Source organism: Desulfoluna sp. CYM3A, from assembly GCF_056829965.1.
The window spans coordinates 3,245,966-3,261,908 of the sequence record NZ_CP186556.1 but is presented as its reverse complement, the minus strand read 5'-3'; the positions used below and the strand labels follow the sequence as shown (position 1 = coordinate 3,261,908).

Below are 15,943 nucleotides of genomic sequence, written 5' to 3'. Positions count from 1 at the left end.
ATTTTCCTTTATGCGCATCACATCGCGCACCTTTTACCTGCACAATTGCCGGTTCAAATGGCCAGTGAACACGTGCGTTTCTGACTGACGGCGGGGGAAGACGCCTCTTCGGAATTCTGCGCGTATTCGATCTGCGTTGGTAGCAGCGGTGCTGCGTCTTTTTCCTCATGTTCTCACCGAAGAGGTGTTTTCCCTTCTCCTGTTTCAGGGCGAGCCTGTTCCCATTGTTGAGGGGCGCTATTCCTTATAAAAAAAACTTTGTCGCGCGTTGGTTTGCCTTCCTTCGGAGGCGTGAACGAGCAAGACGCCACGGATGCGCGATGAAGGCGGATCGTGATGAGGGGATCAGGGGATGGTCTCTGCAACAGCCTGAAGATGCGGGCCGTGTCTGTTTTCCTCTCACCAGAATAAAAGGAGGTTGTCATGGCATTAACCGATATGAATTCTTCTCCGGAGATGTTTGAGGGCACCGAAATTTCGGAATTGTGCGACTCCATAAAGGACATTCACCGCCTGCTGAGGTCCGTCGGATCCTTTTATGCGGAGCTGGATGCCGCGGAAGCGCCCGGGGGCAACGGCCTTCAGATCGATTTCAAGAAATGGGGCATCCGAACCATCACCGAGGACCTCCTGGCCCGGCAATATGCCAAGATCGATCGGATGGCGGCAATCTATAAGGAAGAGCAGGAGAGGATGAGGGGGAGATAGGGCCCACACGCATCCAACAGGCCGGTGGCCAGGCGGAGTCAGGGGGATGGGCCGTATTGGCTTCTTCAGGTAAAAGATCGCAGGTTTCTGGGGGCGGCTGAAGCAGCAGGTCGCCAGCTTCACCGAGCCGGGGGATACTCGGTATGTCCACACGTACAAATAACACGGCCCGGCTATCTGGTTTTTGCTGTTTGCCTGGCTCCTTTGCTTTGTTTTTTTTGGGGGGGTAGAGTCTCTTAGTGTTGAATAATATAGATATACTTTTTGCTCTTTATTCTATACGCTATGTTTGAAAAATGGTGGGTAAGGTTGTTTATAGTTTGAGGATGTTGAGTGATGTTTAACTTTGAAAAGTAGGATATGATGAAAACACTTCTGATTGCTATTTTGACGGCTTTTATTCTCCTGCCCTCGCTTGTCTTGGCGGGAAACTGTGACAACCCAACAAATGATTTTGATGGCGTCTATTGTCTCACCAAGAATTATCTGGCCGTAGATACCCGGCTCAATGAAACGTATGGTGAATTGATTTCCTTTCTGACCGATGATCAGAAAAGACACCTAAAAAAAGAACAGATCCAATGGATGAAAGAGAGAAATGCGACGTGCTCTATAGATCATGAGGGACGTTTTTTCATTGATCTCAACCTTGCCACGCAATCAACTCTATCGCGTTTGTCATATTTGAACAAAGAGCTTCAGCGATTCAAAAAATCGGGGGACGTCAGCCTTAGCGCTCCTTCCGATACCAGTAAACCATTGGACCCGCCTCCCTTGAATTTGCCACGGCCGTACAAAGTCAGCACCTTTTCAGCCATGTATTTTAACGGGACGGACCATGTGAGTTCCGAAACGGTCACGCATCCTTCCATTAATTATGAGAATGACGTTTTTTGTAAAATTCCTGCCAGCAGCTTTGAGGCCGTTTGGGAGGCGAACATTGACGCCCAGGAGGCATGCCGCCTGCCCATATCGTTCGCTTCGACAACACACGGTATGGCTGCCTTTTTTTTGGATGATGTGTCCATACCCAACGGGCTGGATTCCAATGGGAGCCTGTCCATTCCCCTTGAAACCGGAACGCATCGTCTGCGAATTGAGTACAAAAGCCATGGGTACAGAGCAAATTTTAACGCAGCGGTGGTGAACTATCCCGGTGCATCCAGCAAAGGCGACCTCCAGGTATTTTTTGAAAAAGCGTTAAGTAATTCAGCCAGGTCCGTTCACATTTCAGGTGAAACCACCACCGACTATAACAATAATGTCCATGTATACTTACCCGACGAGGGCCCGGTTTTTTTGGTTCTCGAGAGCCAGACATCGATTAACTGGACTTTTTATAATCAGAGCGACGTCAGGGTAAGCGGTGTTCTTATCTGCTGTGATTCCGGAGCCTCCACAGTAACGGGGATCCGCGAAGACACACCTGTATATCACGTGGAAGCAATTGATCGATCCGTGTATCAAGGCATGCTCCCGGAAGCATTTGATTATGAGTATAAAGAGAAAAATATGCTTCGGGCTGATTTCTCGTATTGATGTGGCCGCTATCCACTGAAAGCACGGTGTTTCAGTGGAAACTATGGATCCTTTAAGCGTAAGCTGAAAGAAAAATATATGATGAATGAAAATCAAAAAAAGGGATTGTTGGCCGTCCTGCTTCTTACCCTCTGCATCCTGCTGGTCCCTCAGTTCGTAAAATCAAAGGCTCCGGAAACCCCGAAAGTCAAACCAGAAACCGTGAAATCCGATCTGCGGACATACCTCGAAGGGTTGCAGTATGATAAAGGCTCTTCGGTTAACGCGCTTGCCTACAACCCCACGTGCGGAATGCTGGGTGTGGGGTATGAAAACGGAATGGTTGAGTGGCATGATACCAGCGGAATGAAAGCACCTCAAAACTTCAAGGCACATGACATGCGGGTGAGCAACATCGCCATCTCAGATGACGGTGCCATGGGCTTTACAAATTCTTATTTTGACGATGCAACGAGAGTTTGGGATCTCAAGACAGGGTCTTTGGTAACCACAATTGCCGATGCGCGTATAGCGTCAATAATCTATGAGGAAACTAGAGATTATAAGGTCGTATTTGCATGCGGCACAGACCGCGTAAAGATATTTGACACCCGATGGGGTATTTATGACGATACTTATAAATTCGAGGCCTCTGCTACATCAATGGCTTTGAGTTCTGACAGACGCTGGCTCTCCGTGGGCTCTTCGGCGGGTGGTATTGATGTCTGGGAAGTGACGCGTCAGGGCGATAAACCTGTTCTTGTGAAACAGGGGGCCATACAACCCTATGAAAAAGGGAACTGGATCATCAGCGTTACATTTAACGATACATGCGACAAACTCTATACCGTGACACAAAAAGGCCAGATCGACAGCTGGCGTGTCCCGGGCCTTGAGAGAGAATATCATTTCGTGTCGGGTATCAAGCATGCCTATTCCGCCGTTCCTTTAGGGCGGCCGAACTCAATTATCCTGATGGGCTCTAAAGATAAATGGGGACAAGGATATAGCCACGGTGAGTTGATAGACTTGGACAAGGGAAGCAACAGGCTTGTTTTTAAACGTGTCGCATCACACTGCGTTCCACTGCTCTTTCCTTCCATAGCCGCGATGGTTGCCTCCGGGAAAACAAATCATCTTGTTCACGCTTCCCTTCTGCGTCAGGGTAATGAAGACGATGGCAGGCCGTCGGCGCCAGGCACAGGCCGGAGGGGCGATCGCGGCTGCATATACAGAAACAATCTCCGGATTGTTTTTGTGTTTTACCTGCAACCATGCACTGAAATGCCCCGAAGAGAACCGTGATATTTTGGAGCGGGTTCTGGAGACCCTGGCAGGTTTTTTTTCGGGTGTGCTTGTTATCTGCCTTGAGCCCAATACAGACTGATCTTGGAGAACAAATCCGGCGGGTATTATCCGGGCCTGCCGGGCTAACCGCCGATGCTTCGCCTTAACCGGCTATCCCCTTCGTTTGCAATACGCTCAAACAGGGAATCGAGCTGGGGAAACACATCCCATCTGTTCTTGTGAAGGTGACCTGCGATAAGGTCAATGACCTTAAGCTCCAAGGCATCAATGCGTTTGCCTTTCCAGAGTGTGTCGGCCAGCGCAAGGGTCAGCTCTTCAAGGGAGCATTCCATTTTATGCCAGCGGCCGTGGGACAACAGGCACCGGGCCAGTTTCGGAGAAACCCCCTGGTCAGAGTAGTATTTTTTCACCCTGGGTATGTTTATGGTTGAACCGGGCGTCTATATCTCTTGGGCGTGGACTATTTTTGATGTCATGGATCACAACCGCGGTCTGTACAAACTCGGAATCGACGGGAACGTTCAGTTTCTCGAATGTGGCCAGAAGCGCGTTTGCCGCTTCACCCACCAGCTTGGCGTGGGTGATGAGGTGGCCGGGTGCTCCCATGGTTTTCAGCAGTTCAAATGCGTCTGTCTGTGAATGCAGCAACGAGGATTCTCCCGATGTCGTTCGTTTAAGAGTGTCGCCAATGACGGTTTGTCTGTCTTTTACCCGTGGCTGCACGCAACGGCCTGGAAATGATGATACCCCTGCTCGTCCGGGTCTGCCATGGCCACCCAACCCTGGGGGGTGTTGGTGAGGCGGATGCGTGTTTTGACGGGCTGGCCGTCGGGGCGCGTGAGGTTGCACGGCCGGGTGGGTTTCATGGAGAGCAGGCTGATGAGCTGGGTGCGGGTGAGTTCCCTGCCGAAGAGGGTTTTCCAGATGACAAACCGGCAGCCGCCTTTGTCAGCAGGCCAGTTGGCGCAGCCAAATCCTCTCTTGCCTTCGATGATGGTGCCGCCGCAGGCCGGACAGGGGGGCAGGGGCTTCTGGGGGGCGTCGGGCCTGGACGTTCTGGGGGCAGGTGGTTGCACCTGGTTTGGTTCGGAGGCAGGGCGCTCCGAGGCCCAGGGTACGGGGCCGTCGTTTTTTTTGACGCTCTTTTTGGGCTTGGAGTCGAAGTCAAAGGTGGTTTGCCAGGTGCCCTCTTTCTGCACAAGAACGATGGCAGCGGAGAACCGCTTTTTCTTTTTGGAAAGAAAGCCGTTGTAGGGACCGGATTTTTTTCGGTGCCGAGGAGGCGCTGGCCCACCATGTTGGGGGTCAGCGTCTTGCCGGCCATTTTTTTCCAGATGGTGAAGCTGCAGGAGCAGGTGTAGTTTTTGTATGCTTCGATGACCTCGCCCCCGCAGGCCGGGCAGCGGCCCACCACCTCGCCGGTCTTTTTGCGGGAGGCCGGAGCCTTGCCTTCCATGGCAAGGGTTTTCAGCTCTTCCATGGACTTTTCGACGAAGCCTTTGATGGCGGCAAGGAAGTTGTCGTTTGAGCCGTCGTTTTCCCCCAGGGCGATGCGGTTGAGGCTCATCTCCCAGCGGGCGGTCTCTTCAGGTGAGGTGAGGACCTTGCTGACGGCGGTCTTCTGGAGCATCTCCACCAGGTAGCAGCCCTTGTCCGTGGCATTGAGGGTTTTGCCTTCGCGTTTTGGTGACTCGCGGGTGATGAGGATCTCTAAGGATCTGGGCGTGGGTGGACTGGGTGCCGATGCCGATCTCTCCACGGAAGAGGTCCTTCATGGCCTTTTCCGACACGTAGCGTCCCGGGTTGGTCATCTCCTTCAAGATCAGGGCGTCGGTGTAGGCCGGGGGCGGGGTGGTCTCCTTTTTTTCCGGGGCCACCTTCTGTTTGTGGGCGGGATCCCCCTTGGCCAGGGGTGGGATGTGGGCCTCTTCCTCTTTTTTCGCTTTCACCGGCCATGCCGCGCGCCAGCCCGGAGACAGGATGATCTTGCCCGTGGTCTGAAAGGTCTCCTGGGAGAACCCGGTGACGATCTTTGTGTTCTCGTAGTGGCAGTTGGGGTGAAAGGCCGCGGCAAACCGCCGGAGCACCAGCTCAAAGATCTTGGCCTCGTCCGCCGATGCGCTGGGGGGCAGGTTCTTTAAGGGGATCAGGGCGTGGTGGTCCGTGAGCTTGGCGTCGTTGAAAACCCGCTTGTTGGAAAGGGAGATGCGTCCGTGGTCCACCCCCTCGAACAGGGCCGGGGCTGTCGGGGCGAGCTTTTCCACCAGCTTTTTGACCATGTCCAGGTTCTGGGTGCCCAGGACCCGGGAGTCGGTGCGGGGGTAGGAGAGGCATTTTTTGTCCTGATAGAGCCCCTGGGCAACGCTCAAGGTCTTTTTGGCCGGGAACCCGAACCGCTTGTTGGCCTCCTGCTGGAGGTCGGTGAGGGAGAAGAGAAAGGGCGGGGGCTCCGACTTTTTCTCCTTTTCCGCAGAGAGCACCGTGCCCGGTGTGTTGTCGCCGGTGAGCCGCTCCACAAGGGTCCTGGCCGCTTCAAGATCGAAGAGGCGCGTCTCCTTTCCCTTGAACCAGGTGCCGATCCAGGTGCCTTTCTCGTTTTGAAAGTGAACTTTTATCAGAAGGTAGGGCTCGGGTTTGAAGTTCTCCCGCTCCCGCCGTCTCTGCACCAGAAGGGCCAGGACCGCCGTCTGCACCCTGCCCACGGAGTAAAGATCCCCCAGGCGCACGGTAAGGGCCCGGGTGCCGTTCATCCCCACCATCCAGTCCGCCACCTGCCGGTAGTACCCCGCACGCCAGAGGCGGTCGTAGTCGGTGATGGGCTTCAGCTTATTCAGGGTGCTTCTCACCACGGCAGGGGTCAGGGCCTGGCTTGTCCAGAACCGCATGATTCGCCCCTTGTCCGTAAAGCCCGCCTGCAACAGGATGGTCCGGGCAATGACCTCACCTTCGCGCCCTGCGTCCGTTGCGATGATCACCCGGGAGAGCCCCGGGGTTTTAAGGAGCTTTTTGATGACCGAGAGCTGCTTGCCGCTTTTTTTGATGGGCTTGTACTTGAAAGGCTCCGGCAGGATGGGCAGGGTGTCCAGGGACCATTTCTTGAAGGAGGGGCTGTAATCCTCGGGGGCGAACAGCTCAACCAGGTGGCCCACGGCCCAGCAGATCAGGGTGTCGTTGCCCTCGAAATAGCCGTCGCGCTTTGTGCGGACGCCAAGGGCCTTGGAGAAGTCAACCGCCACGGAGGGCTTTTCGGTGAGGATGAGAGTGGTCATAGAGCTGTCATAGCGTAAAATTCTGGAAGAGGGAACGTAAAAAGAAGGTGCTTAAGGTGGCTTTGTTGTGGATAGAATTATTTCTCGTCATCCTCCTTGATTGAATCGTGTTTCGTCTATTTCGCCGGTTCAAGGTCGCCAGGTCGCCAGGATTGGTCAAACCATGCCTCGGTTGGGCCATAGATACGGAACAAGAGGTTGAACCCCTTTCCCGGAATCGTCTGGATCCAGTTATTCTCCCATCCTTCAGGTGCTTTGGCTGCAAAATGAACAGTTGTGGTGCCAGTCTGCATTCATCCGGATCCCTTGCTTTTGCCATTGAAGCCTGCTTCTGGTGGCGGCCTGGTGGCTGAGCATGAAGCCTGTGACTGTGCATAGACATGAAGGACCAGAATGCTTTAGCGAACGCTTTCAGCAATAACGTCCAGTGGCTTCAAAGGGTCAGTAAAAGTTTCCCTGCATCACGGGTGCCCACTAGGTAGACCGACCCTTGCCCCACCTTGGTTGTGACCATATCCGGGGTAATGCCGGTAGCCATGAAGTGGAACACGGTACGCTCGGTAACCGAAAGCACACCGTTTTCATCTTTGAATTCATGCCCCTCAATGAGTGGGGTGAACCACTGGCGGTTGTCGTAGACCTTCACGTGGTCTGCCGGAAAGAAGTTAGCGCCGCGGGCTTCAGCAGTCGCAATTTTTGCCGCCTCTTTGAAGATGCCCTGCATCCTGGCATCCGGCTTAAATTCCACACCTTTTTCAATGCCAAGATCCTTTGCGATTCCAAGCCACTCTTCGTTCCAGAGGGCTGTGGGCTCGTATTGAATCAGAGCATTGATTTCATTGAAGAACTTATCGTTCATCGCGTGGACAGTATTGTATTGAATGCCCGTAATGTTAATGAACTCCGTTTTCTGCCCCGGTTTGTTATACGGGTACAGCTTCATAGTGTCCTTGAGCGCCTGGACATTCTTTGGGACATCGGCCTTATCACCGACAATGCGGATCAGTAGCCAATGCTGATAGCCTATGCTCTCGATGGGAATGTAGCCAACCGGAATATTACCCTTATAGCTGGAGTGGTAGACAAAATATTTGCCGCCTTTGCCTTGGTCCTTCGGATGAGGAAGCCCGATGCGTCCTGTGAATTTAAAGGCCGCATTATCAAGTAAGCCTAATACGGGTGTGCCAACTTCAAGCACAACAGGGCCGTCTTTGACGTCTATCTCGCTGCTGACGTAAGGGGTCGTTGTGTTGGCCGTCAACCAAATGCTTTCAGCTGTCAACATGTTCTCGGAGACAGCGATAGTCTGGTTGGGCTTCATACCAATGCTCTCGTGCCCGACTAACAACCCCTGTATAGAAGCGATGGGAATGCCGGACAAAAACAGACGAACCGCGTTAGCCGTATCCACGAAATCACGGGTCTTGCTGTACGTCTTTTATATAGAGACGCCGTCTATAAGTCATTTCTCCAAGATATTCAGACACCACACGGTTAGGTGTGATGATTTCATCTGGAACTTTTGCTCTGTACTTTGGAGCCGCAGCCACCGTTACGGGCAACATCAGCAGGGCAAACATCACTGCTATCATCGTCTTCTTCATCTAAGTTCTCCTTTTCTTTGTCCGTCTTTTGAATTCTATGTCCCGTCATTTCGATGGGGTTGTGGTTTCTGCTTTCTCCTACAGCTAACGCTACACTTCACCGTAAATTTGCCAAAAACGTAGACATGTTAGAAGTAGAGGCTCCCAAGCACAATATAAATAGGAAACCCTAATGAAAACGTAATGTTTTAACGAAATGTAAATCATTAAAATCTTCAACGAGGCGGATGCTGGTATTTCTCTGAGGTAGATTTGCCGCAAACAAGGTATCTCTAACCTGAATATTTCATGAGAAAAAGATCGCTTTGGTGATGTGAGAATTATTACAGTTGTTTGTCTATAAAAATGAAACATTTCAAAAATGCAAAATGTAATTCACCACTTTCTGCTCGATTTGCTAACCCTTCGGGCGAGCCGAGTGCACCCATCTTCTGCGTTATCAGAGCTTTGAGGTAAACAACTAAAACTGAAAATCGAAGTGCGGTGGTATGAGTGCATCCGGTTTAAAGCGTATGAAAGAAATGAAGCAAGAGCTATCACAACTCAAGCGCATGTTCGCTGACATGGCCCGTGAAAACTAGGCTCTGAAGGATCTGATTGAAAAAAGCTTTAAGGCCGTCGGAGAAACGGGAGGCTGTGAGCTACCTGATTGCCGCGCACCAGCTGTCCGTGAAGCGAAGTTGTCGTTGTCTATGGTTGTTTCGGTTGGCCATTTATAAAAACTTCAAGACGAAGCATCGCGATACCGAGGTCATTGAAGCTATTCATGCGATTATAGACAAGCATCAACGCTGGAGCTTTTGGGAAATGTTCCAAGCCTTGCGCAAGGAGCACCGTTGGAATTACACGCAATTATATCACATTTCCCACTGTATCAGGATAGTTGTCGCCAAATTAATCATTGGGGGCGTTGAAGGTTGACATGTGTTATTCACAAATGTTCAGAGACAAAATGACCCGAAGAATGACCGGAACGACCGCTATCATTGAAGTCTTTTATAATCGTATAAGAATACAAAAACGGTTAGGGCATCGATCCCCAGTTCACTACAAAACCAGACAAGTTACAAAATGCGGCATAATTTGTGTCTGCTATCGCCAACAAGGGTCAGTGACAACTACCTTGACACCTGATGACTCACAATTTATTTAAGCGGTTCAAACAGATACTCCAGCCCGTTCACCTTGATCTCATAGACCAGCCCAAGCATCTCCCCCAGCTCCCCCTTGGGAAATCCCTCCTGGTGGAACCACACCACATAGGGCTCGGGCAGGTCCACGAGGAGGACGCCCTGGTATTTTCCGAAGGGCATGGGGGTTCTGGCGACTTTGAGGAGCATGGTGGGGTCGAAGGTCGGGCTTTGCATGGGGTTGATCCTTATAAATATTAAATCTGATGGCTTCACACTATGAGTTACCGAAAATACCCCGGCTTTGGAAGGGCGTTGCGCAAGATGACATGAAAAAGCGCTCCCTTCAAGGGGCCGCGGCTTGCTTTCTGAAGGGCGCGCTGATAGATTTCCACCATCCATCATCAAAAGAGGGTGTTGGGCGGTTTTGTTGCAGGCCCATTCGGTCGGTCTGTTTTGGGTCACGGGCACAGCCGTGGGCTGTTTTTTATGTTTCGGGGTTTTCATCGTGTTTGATGCAAAGCGAGGTGTTCGGGTTTTTGTTTTATGGATGTGTGCGGTCGTGTGTATCGTGTTGCCCGCGCCCCGAGCCGAGGCCCAGGAGCCTCCCCACAAGAACATTCTCATCCTGCACTCCTTTCACAAGGGGCACGTCTGGAATGACAGCATCTCACAGGGCATCGACGCCGGGCTGGCGCGTGCGGACGCTTCGTCCATGGTCCTCAGTGTCTATTACGAGTACATGGACGCCGAACGGTTTGGCAACGCAGGCCAGGCGCGCCGCCTGGCCGACTTTCTAAACCAGAAATACCGCCAAATCCCCCTGGACGTGATCATCGCCACCGATGATTCGGCCTTCCGCTTTCTGTTGGATGAAAAAAAGAAGATATTTGCCGACACCCCGGTGGTTTTCTGCGGGGTGAACTATTTTGAAGAGTTCGAGATGTTCGGCCACGACCGCTTTACCGGGGTGGTGGAACGCATCGACATCCTGGAGACCGTCCGCACCGCCCTTCGCCTTCATCCCAGGACCCGGGAGATCCTGGTGGTGGTGGACCAGACCGACACCAGCATCGCCATCCTGAAAACCATCGTCACCTATTTCAAATTCATGGACGATCCGTCCCTTTTCCGTTTCATCCCGGCCATGAGTATAGAGGAACTCCAGGAGGAGGTGAGCCACCTGCCTGAAGACACGGTGGTCCTGTTTGTCAATTTCACCGTGGATCGCACCGGCCGGACCTTTTCCATGAAGGAGGGCCTCCGGCGGGTGGCCCGTGCCTCCAGTGCCCCCATCTACACCTTCTGGGACAACTACCTGGGGTACGGGGTGGTGGGGGGCATGATGGCCAGCGGCAGCGCCCACGGAGAGAAAGCCGCCGAAATTGCCCTGGGCCTGTTGTCCGGCACGTCGGTCCAGGCCGTGCCGGTGTTCAAGGAGAGCCTCAACCGCCATATGTTCGACTACACCCTCATGGAGCGGTTTCATATCAAAGAGGCGTCCCTTCCGGCCGGGACCGAGGTGATCAACGTCCCCTTCTCCTTTTACAGCACCTACAAAGAGCTGGTGTGGGGCATTGTCCTGAGCATCGCCGGGCTGGGTATGGTCATCCTGGTGCTTGTGGTGAACACCTTTAAGCGGAAGAAGGTGGAGACCTCCCTGACCTATTACTCCAACCAGTTGCGCGTCTTGAACTCCATCGACCGTGCGGTGCTGGACGGGAGTTTTTCTTCGGAGACGGTGCAGGATGTGCTTCGGTATGTGCGGGACCTGTATGACTGTCGCTGGGCCTGTGTGGTCTCCTTTGATTTTGAGAGGGCACGGGCCACGGTGGTGGCTGTGGACACGGCCTCGGGGCACGGGGTGCCCGAGGGGAGCGCCTATCCCATCGGGGAGTTCCATTCCGATATCCTGGCCAGGGGGCGGCGCATGACCGTGGCCGGGGACGAGGCGGAAAAAAACGCCCTGCTTTCCGGTTTTCAGCAGTCGGAAGGGGGCACGGACGGGTATGTGAGCGTGCCCCTCATGGCCAACGAGGAGCTCATCGGGGCCTTGAACCTCTGCCGGTTCGACCAGCCCGGCCTGCCCATCGAGAACCTGGATATTGTCAAGGAGGTGGCCACGTCCCTTGCCGTGGCCATCCAGAGCGTGAATCTCATGGAGGCCACCCTGCGGCATGGCCACGAGCTGGAGCGGCTTTCGGCCAAGGTGTTTGAGATGCAGGAGACCACCTGCCGCAAGATCTCCTTTGAGCTCCACGACGAGATCGGCCAGGCCCTCACCGCCGCCACATTGAACCTTGCGGCCATGAAGAAGATGATCGCCTCAGGGGTCGGTGCCAACCTCACCGGGCTCCTGTCAGACACAGAAGAGATCGTCAATCGCCTGTACGAGCAGGCACACGACCTCTCCATCAACCTCTGGCCCCCCATGCTGCGGGACTTTGGTCTGGGGCCCACCTTAAGGTGGTATCTGAGCCGCATCGGGGAGAAGGTGGATATCCCCCTGATCCTTGACGCCCCGGACTTTTCGGAGCGGCCCTCCGAAGAGATCGAAGCCGCCGTCTACAGGCTGGCACAGGAGGCCCTGAACAATATCGTCAAACATGCCCGGGCCACCCGGGTGACCATCTCTTTGAAGCGCCGCACCGACGGGATGATCGTCTTTACGGTGGAGGATGACGGGGTGGGGTTCGAGCCCGAGGCCGTGGCCTCCGGGGGAGACATGAATCACAAACTGGGGCTTCTGGGCATGCGCGAACGCATCGCCTTTCTGGGGGGACGGTTCACGCTGTGGTCCAGCCCGGGCCAGGGGACCTCCATCACCACGGAGATTCCGTGGAAGGCAAAGAAGGAAGAGACAACATGAGCAACATCAAGGTGCTGGTGGCCGAAGACCATACCATCGTCCGCAAAGGGCTCTGTGCCCTGCTTCATGCGGAGCCCGACATCGAGGTGGTGGGGGAGGCGGAGAATGGCCGGGAGGCCGTAAAGATGGTGGAGCAGCTCGTCCCGGATGTAGTGCTCATGGACATTACCATGCCGGAGCTCAACGGCATGGACGCCACGCGCCAGCTGAAAAAGAAGTTTCCGGAGCTGAAGATCCTGATCCTCTCCATGCACACCAGTGAGGAGTACATCTTTGAGACCCTCCGGGCCGGGGCCTCCGGGTACCTGGTAAAGCGGTCTGCCACCACCGATCTTATCCAGGCCATCCATGTGGCCCATAATGGGGAGTCCTATCTGAGCCCGGATATTTCGAGCAAGGTGATCACCTACTACGTGAAGCAGAAGGAGGGTGGGGGAGCCGCTGAACCCGAGGGTCTCGACAAGCTTTCGGACCGGGAGCGGGAGGTGCTCCAGCTCATCGCCGAGGGGCACGCCAACCGGGACATCGCCGAGCAGCTCTTCATCAGCCCCAAGACCGTGGAGGCCCATCGCGCCAATATTCAGCGAAAACTCAAGATCTCTGGTACGGCCGAGCTGACCAAGTACGCCATTATCAAGGGGCTTGTGGAGCTGGGCCTGTAACAGAGTCTGGGGAGGGGATAAGAGTAGGCGCGCCGCACGATGGTATGGCGCGCCTCCGGGGCAGGGCCTCCGGCAGTGATGCCGGAGGCTTTTTTGCGTCTAAAGGGCCGCTGTGTAGATCCCGACGACGTCCTCAAGGGTGGGGCGCCTGGGGTTGGTAACACCGCAGGCGTCTTTCTGGGCGTTCCCCGCCATGATGGGCAGGTCCTCTTTTTTAACCCCAAGCACGGTGAGGTTTTCGGGGATGCCGATGTCCCGTGAGAGGGTCTGGATGGCGGTCAGGGCGGTTTCGGCTGCCTCGCGGGTGGAGAGGCCCTCCACGTTTTCCCCCATGGCAATGGCAATATCCACGTAGCGATCGAGCCTTGCGATGAGGTTGAATCGGGAAACATGGGGCAGCAGGATGGCGTTGCACACCCCGTGGGGCAGGTCGTAGTACCCGCCGAGCTGATGGGCCATGGCGTGGACATGGCCCAGGCTGGCGTTGTTGAAGGCCATGCCCGCCAGGTATTCGGCGTAGGCCATTTTGTCCCGCGCCTCGATGTCCTCGCCGTTGGCAACGGCCGGGCGAAGGTAGTCGGAGATCAGCTCGATGGCCTTGAGGGCGCAGGCATCGGTGACGGGGGTGGCGATGGTGGAGACGTAGGCCTCCACCGCATGGGTGAGGGCGTCCATGCCTGTTGCCGCGGTGAGGGACGAGGGCATGCCCACCATGAGGAGGGGGTCGTTGATGGCGATGGCCGGGGTCACGCGCCAGTCCACAATGGCCATCTTCACCTTCCGCGAGGTGTCGGTGATGATGCAGAACCGGGTCATCTCGCTGGCTGTTCCGGCCGTGGTGTTGATGGCGATGAAGGGGGGCATGGCCTGGGTGGACTGATCCACCCCTTCGTAATCGTGGATGGTTCCGCCGTTGGTGGCCACGATGCCGATGCCTTTGCCGCAGTCGTGGGGGCTGCCCCCGCCCAGGGTGATGATCATGTCGCAGCCGCTCTCCTTGAAGAGGGCCACGCCGTCTGCCACGTTCTTGTCCGTGGGGTTCGGGACGGTGTCGTCAAAGAGAACGACCTCGGAGCCGGTCTCGGTTTTGATGAGGTCCGTGATCTGCGCCGTAAGACCGGCGTCGGTGATGCCCTTGTCCGTGACCAGCAGGGGCTTTTTGGCGCCCAGGGTTTTGATCTGTTCTCCGAGTTGCTTATGGGAGCCTACGCCCATGAGGGTGACGGTGGGAATATAAAATCCGTAGACAGCATCTGATTGTGCCATGATGGATACTCCTTTGCGTGTGTAATGATGGCAGTTGGTTTTTTGACCACGCCTGGCGTGGTGATGTGTTGTACTGCAAAAGCAGGGCCGAAGTCTGGGTGTTTTTGCCCTGGTGGCCCTGGATTTGGCGCTGATTTTACACAACAGCGTGAATTCGCAGGGAACAGGTGTTCGAAAAAAAATGTGGGCGTCGGTGGCGTTCAGAAGGGTGCGGGGTGGGAGCGGAAGAGGGGCTGTATCATTGTGACCCGATTGGATCCGGGCAGTGGGACAGTTTGATACGGCCGGGGGAACCTGGCCTCTTCCTTACAGGGCTTCGGCGTCCTTTGCCATGCCTTCGTCCACAATGGACTGGATTTTTTCAAGTATGCGCCTGGCCTCCATTTTCGGCATCAGGGGGCTGACCTCCTTGACCCAGAGCTGCTTGATTTTGATCACCTCGGGGAGCTTCAGCCAGGTGTCCACCTCTTCTTTTGAGGCAAAGGCGACCGAACAGCCGGACGCTCTCTGGGCTGCCACCGTTTCATCAAGCATGGGCTTATAGAGCGTGGCAAAGTGGCGTTTGGAGTTGGCCGAGGCCGTGAGGATGATCTCCTGGAGCTCTTGGGGCAAGCGATTCCACGTGTCGATGTTGATGGTAACATGGAAGGGGACGGGGTTCCAGAATTCTTTGAATACCAGGATGTTGGGTGCCACCGTGTCGAGGCCTACGCGGTGGATGGCGTCGATGTTGGTGTAGATGCCTTCCAGGGCATTGGTCTTCAGGGCCATGTAGGTATCTGCCCAGGGCAGGGAGACGGGGACGGCGCCGACACCTTCCAGGACCTTGAGAAGCCAGCGGCTGGATGCCCGGACCCTGCGGTTTCTGAAATCGCTGAGGGAAGAGACGGGCTCGGTAAAGGCCCCTGCAATGGGAAGCACGGAGTAGGTGTAGACAATTTTCTGGCGGTATTTCAGAAATTCGGCGTTGAGTTGGGGGATGTTGTCGTAGATGGTGTCGTAGACCCACATGCGGTTGGTGTAATCGGCAGGTCCCTGCTGGAACAGGGTAATGGCGCCGTTGACCACCAGGCGGCCGGGGTAATAGTTGATGTTGACGTGCCCCATGTCCACGGTGCCGTCTTTGACCCCTTCCAGGATCTCTTTGTCTTTGAGGTAGGATTGCTCCCAGAAGACCCGGATGTGGATTTTTCCCCGGCCCAGGCGTTCCATTTCATCCACAAAGGCTTTTTCTGCCATGCCGCGCAGACCCACCGGGGCGGTGTTGGTGGCGTAGGTCAGGGTGACGGCCCCTTCCCCGAAGCTGGGGAAAGGGCGCCCCAGGGCCACGGCGAGCAGGATGAGGATACCCGTCGTGACCTGTGTTGTCGTTGGCTTTTTGGCGGTGAAAAAAAGAGGCTTCATCGTTACGGCTCCATGTGGTGGTCATAAACACCCGGCGTCCCACGACCGGGCATTTACTATAGTAGATCCGTATTGTCATCACACCTTCTTTTTCAGGCCCACGGCTGATTTCTATTCCACGGACCCTCAAGGTAGGGGAAATCCACCCCGGGTGTCCATTGGGGAAACCCCTAAAAAGGTTGAGAGATTCCCCTATTTTGCTGAT

General features: G+C 54.9%; 15 protein-coding genes and 1 pseudogene. 6 read left to right on the top strand and 10 right to left on the bottom strand.

All coding sequences use genetic code 11. The features are described 5' to 3' along the window. The first annotated feature begins 423 nt into the window (after positions 1-423). The 3 genes from ACOYW1_RS16630 (at position 424) to ACOYW1_RS16620 (ending at position 3,531) form a co-directional block, all read left to right on the top strand. Positions 424-708 carry a hypothetical protein gene (locus ACOYW1_RS16630; RefSeq protein WP_482418915.1) on the top strand — a complete coding sequence of 95 codons (285 nt, stop codon included), beginning with the start codon at positions 424-426 and terminating at the stop codon, positions 706-708. A 363-nt stretch (positions 709-1,071) separates the two neighbouring features. Further along, positions 1,072-2,247 (top strand): lysozyme inhibitor LprI family protein, encoded by a 1,176-nt coding sequence (locus ACOYW1_RS16625; protein WP_482418914.1) that lies wholly within the window; start codon positions 1,072-1,074, stop codon positions 2,245-2,247. 78 nt (positions 2,248-2,325) lie between these two features. Next, positions 2,326-3,531 carry a WD40 repeat domain-containing protein gene (locus tag ACOYW1_RS16620; protein WP_482418913.1) on the top strand — a complete coding sequence of 402 codons (1,206 nt, stop codon included), beginning with the start codon at positions 2,326-2,328 and terminating at the stop codon, positions 3,529-3,531. A gap of 125 nt (positions 3,532-3,656) precedes the next feature. Here the strand turns inward: ACOYW1_RS16620 and ACOYW1_RS16615 are convergent, their stop codons facing one another. The 7 genes from ACOYW1_RS16615 to ACOYW1_RS16585 all read right to left on the bottom strand — a co-directional run bounded on the left by ACOYW1_RS16615 (position 3,657) and on the right by ACOYW1_RS16585 (position 8,407). Further along, positions 3,657-3,866, bottom strand: a complete 210-nt coding sequence (locus tag ACOYW1_RS16615) for a hypothetical protein (RefSeq protein ID WP_482418912.1) — start codon at positions 3,864-3,866, stop codon at positions 3,657-3,659. A 58-nt stretch (positions 3,867-3,924) separates the two neighbouring features. Next, positions 3,925-4,257 (bottom strand): hypothetical protein, encoded by a 333-nt coding sequence (locus ACOYW1_RS16610; protein ID WP_482418911.1) that lies wholly within the window; start codon positions 4,255-4,257, stop codon positions 3,925-3,927. Next, a complete protein-coding gene (locus ACOYW1_RS16605) occupies positions 4,242-4,733 on the bottom strand; it encodes a hypothetical protein (RefSeq protein ID WP_482418910.1) in 492 nt (163 codons plus the stop codon). The genes ACOYW1_RS16610 and ACOYW1_RS16605 overlap by 16 nt, the downstream gene beginning before the upstream one ends. Positions 4,734-5,120: 387 nt before the next feature. Beyond that, complete coding sequence (locus ACOYW1_RS16600; protein WP_482418909.1) at positions 5,121-6,803, bottom strand: DNA topoisomerase; 1,683 nt, start codon at positions 6,801-6,803, stop codon at positions 5,121-5,123. A gap of 116 nt (positions 6,804-6,919) precedes the next feature. After that, a complete protein-coding gene (locus ACOYW1_RS16595; protein ID WP_482418908.1) occupies positions 6,920-7,096 on the bottom strand; it encodes a DUF1214 domain-containing protein in 177 nt (58 codons plus the stop codon). A 140-nt stretch (positions 7,097-7,236) separates the two neighbouring features. After that, a complete protein-coding gene (locus tag ACOYW1_RS16590; RefSeq protein WP_482418907.1) occupies positions 7,237-8,124 on the bottom strand; it encodes a DUF1254 domain-containing protein in 888 nt (295 codons plus the stop codon). Between the two features lie 94 nt (positions 8,125-8,218). After that, positions 8,219-8,407, bottom strand: coding sequence for a hypothetical protein (locus ACOYW1_RS16585; protein WP_482418906.1), 189 nt, complete (start codon positions 8,405-8,407; stop codon positions 8,219-8,221). A 470-nt stretch (positions 8,408-8,877) separates the two neighbouring features. Here ACOYW1_RS16585 and ACOYW1_RS16580 point away from each other — a divergent pair. Next, positions 8,878-9,271 (top strand): annotated as a pseudogene (locus ACOYW1_RS16580) (IS3 family transposase); the annotation flags it as partial. Between the two features lie 281 nt (positions 9,272-9,552). On the opposite strand, the gene ACOYW1_RS16575 reads toward ACOYW1_RS16580, so the two are convergent. Then, positions 9,553-9,774 (bottom strand): DUF3820 family protein, encoded by a 222-nt coding sequence (locus ACOYW1_RS16575; RefSeq protein WP_180143147.1) that lies wholly within the window; start codon positions 9,772-9,774, stop codon positions 9,553-9,555. 325 nt (positions 9,775-10,099) lie between these two features. Here ACOYW1_RS16575 and ACOYW1_RS16570 point away from each other — a divergent pair, with 325 nt between their 5' ends. Then, complete coding sequence (locus ACOYW1_RS16570) at positions 10,100-12,406, top strand: ATP-binding protein (RefSeq protein WP_482418905.1); 2,307 nt, start codon at positions 10,100-10,102, stop codon at positions 12,404-12,406. Continuing rightward, positions 12,376-13,068 (top strand): response regulator, encoded by a 693-nt coding sequence (locus ACOYW1_RS16565; RefSeq protein WP_482418904.1) that lies wholly within the window; start codon positions 12,376-12,378, stop codon positions 13,066-13,068. Before ACOYW1_RS16570 ends, ACOYW1_RS16565 begins: the two co-directional genes overlap by 31 nt. 99 nt (positions 13,069-13,167) lie before the next feature. Here ACOYW1_RS16565 and ACOYW1_RS16560 read toward each other — a convergent pair whose 3' ends face one another. Both ACOYW1_RS16560 and dctP read right to left on the bottom strand, forming a co-directional pair. Further along, positions 13,168-14,334, bottom strand: a complete 1,167-nt coding sequence (locus tag ACOYW1_RS16560; RefSeq protein WP_482415614.1) for an iron-containing alcohol dehydrogenase — start codon at positions 14,332-14,334, stop codon at positions 13,168-13,170. Between the two features lie 306 nt (positions 14,335-14,640). After that, on the bottom strand, positions 14,641-15,738 hold the full coding sequence (gene dctP, locus ACOYW1_RS16555; protein ID WP_482418903.1) for a TRAP transporter substrate-binding protein DctP: 1,098 nt from the start codon (positions 15,736-15,738) through the stop codon (positions 14,641-14,643). Positions 15,739-15,943 lie beyond the last annotated feature (205 nt).

Coding starts and splice junctions, on each gene's coding strand:
- ACOYW1_RS16630 (WP_482418915.1), top strand. CDS start 424: ATGGCATTAACCGATATGAATTCTTCTCCGGAGATGTTTGAGGGCACC.
- ACOYW1_RS16625 (WP_482418914.1), top strand. CDS start 1,072: ATGAAAACACTTCTGATTGCTATTTTGACGGCTTTTATTCTCCTGCCC.
- ACOYW1_RS16620 (WP_482418913.1), top strand. CDS start 2,326: ATGATGAATGAAAATCAAAAAAAGGGATTGTTGGCCGTCCTGCTTCTT.
- ACOYW1_RS16615 (WP_482418912.1), bottom strand. CDS start 3,866: ATGGAATGCTCCCTTGAAGAGCTGACCCTTGCGCTGGCCGACACACTC.
- ACOYW1_RS16600 (WP_482418909.1), bottom strand. CDS start 6,803: ATGACCACTCTCATCCTCACCGAAAAGCCCTCCGTGGCGGTTGACTTC.
- ACOYW1_RS16595 (WP_482418908.1), bottom strand. CDS start 7,096: ATGCAGACTGGCACCACAACTGTTCATTTTGCAGCCAAAGCACCTGAA.
- ACOYW1_RS16590 (WP_482418907.1), bottom strand. CDS start 8,124: ATGAAGCCCAACCAGACTATCGCTGTCTCCGAGAACATGTTGACAGCT.
- ACOYW1_RS16585 (WP_482418906.1), bottom strand. CDS start 8,407: ATGAAGAAGACGATGATAGCAGTGATGTTTGCCCTGCTGATGTTGCCC.
- ACOYW1_RS16575 (WP_180143147.1), bottom strand. CDS start 9,774: ATGCAAAGCCCGACCTTCGACCCCACCATGCTCCTCAAAGTCGCCAGA.
- ACOYW1_RS16560 (WP_482415614.1), bottom strand. CDS start 14,334: ATGGCACAATCAGATGCTGTCTACGGATTTTATATTCCCACCGTCACC.
- dctP (WP_482418903.1), bottom strand. CDS start 15,738: ATGAAGCCTCTTTTTTTCACCGCCAAAAAGCCAACGACAACACAGGTC.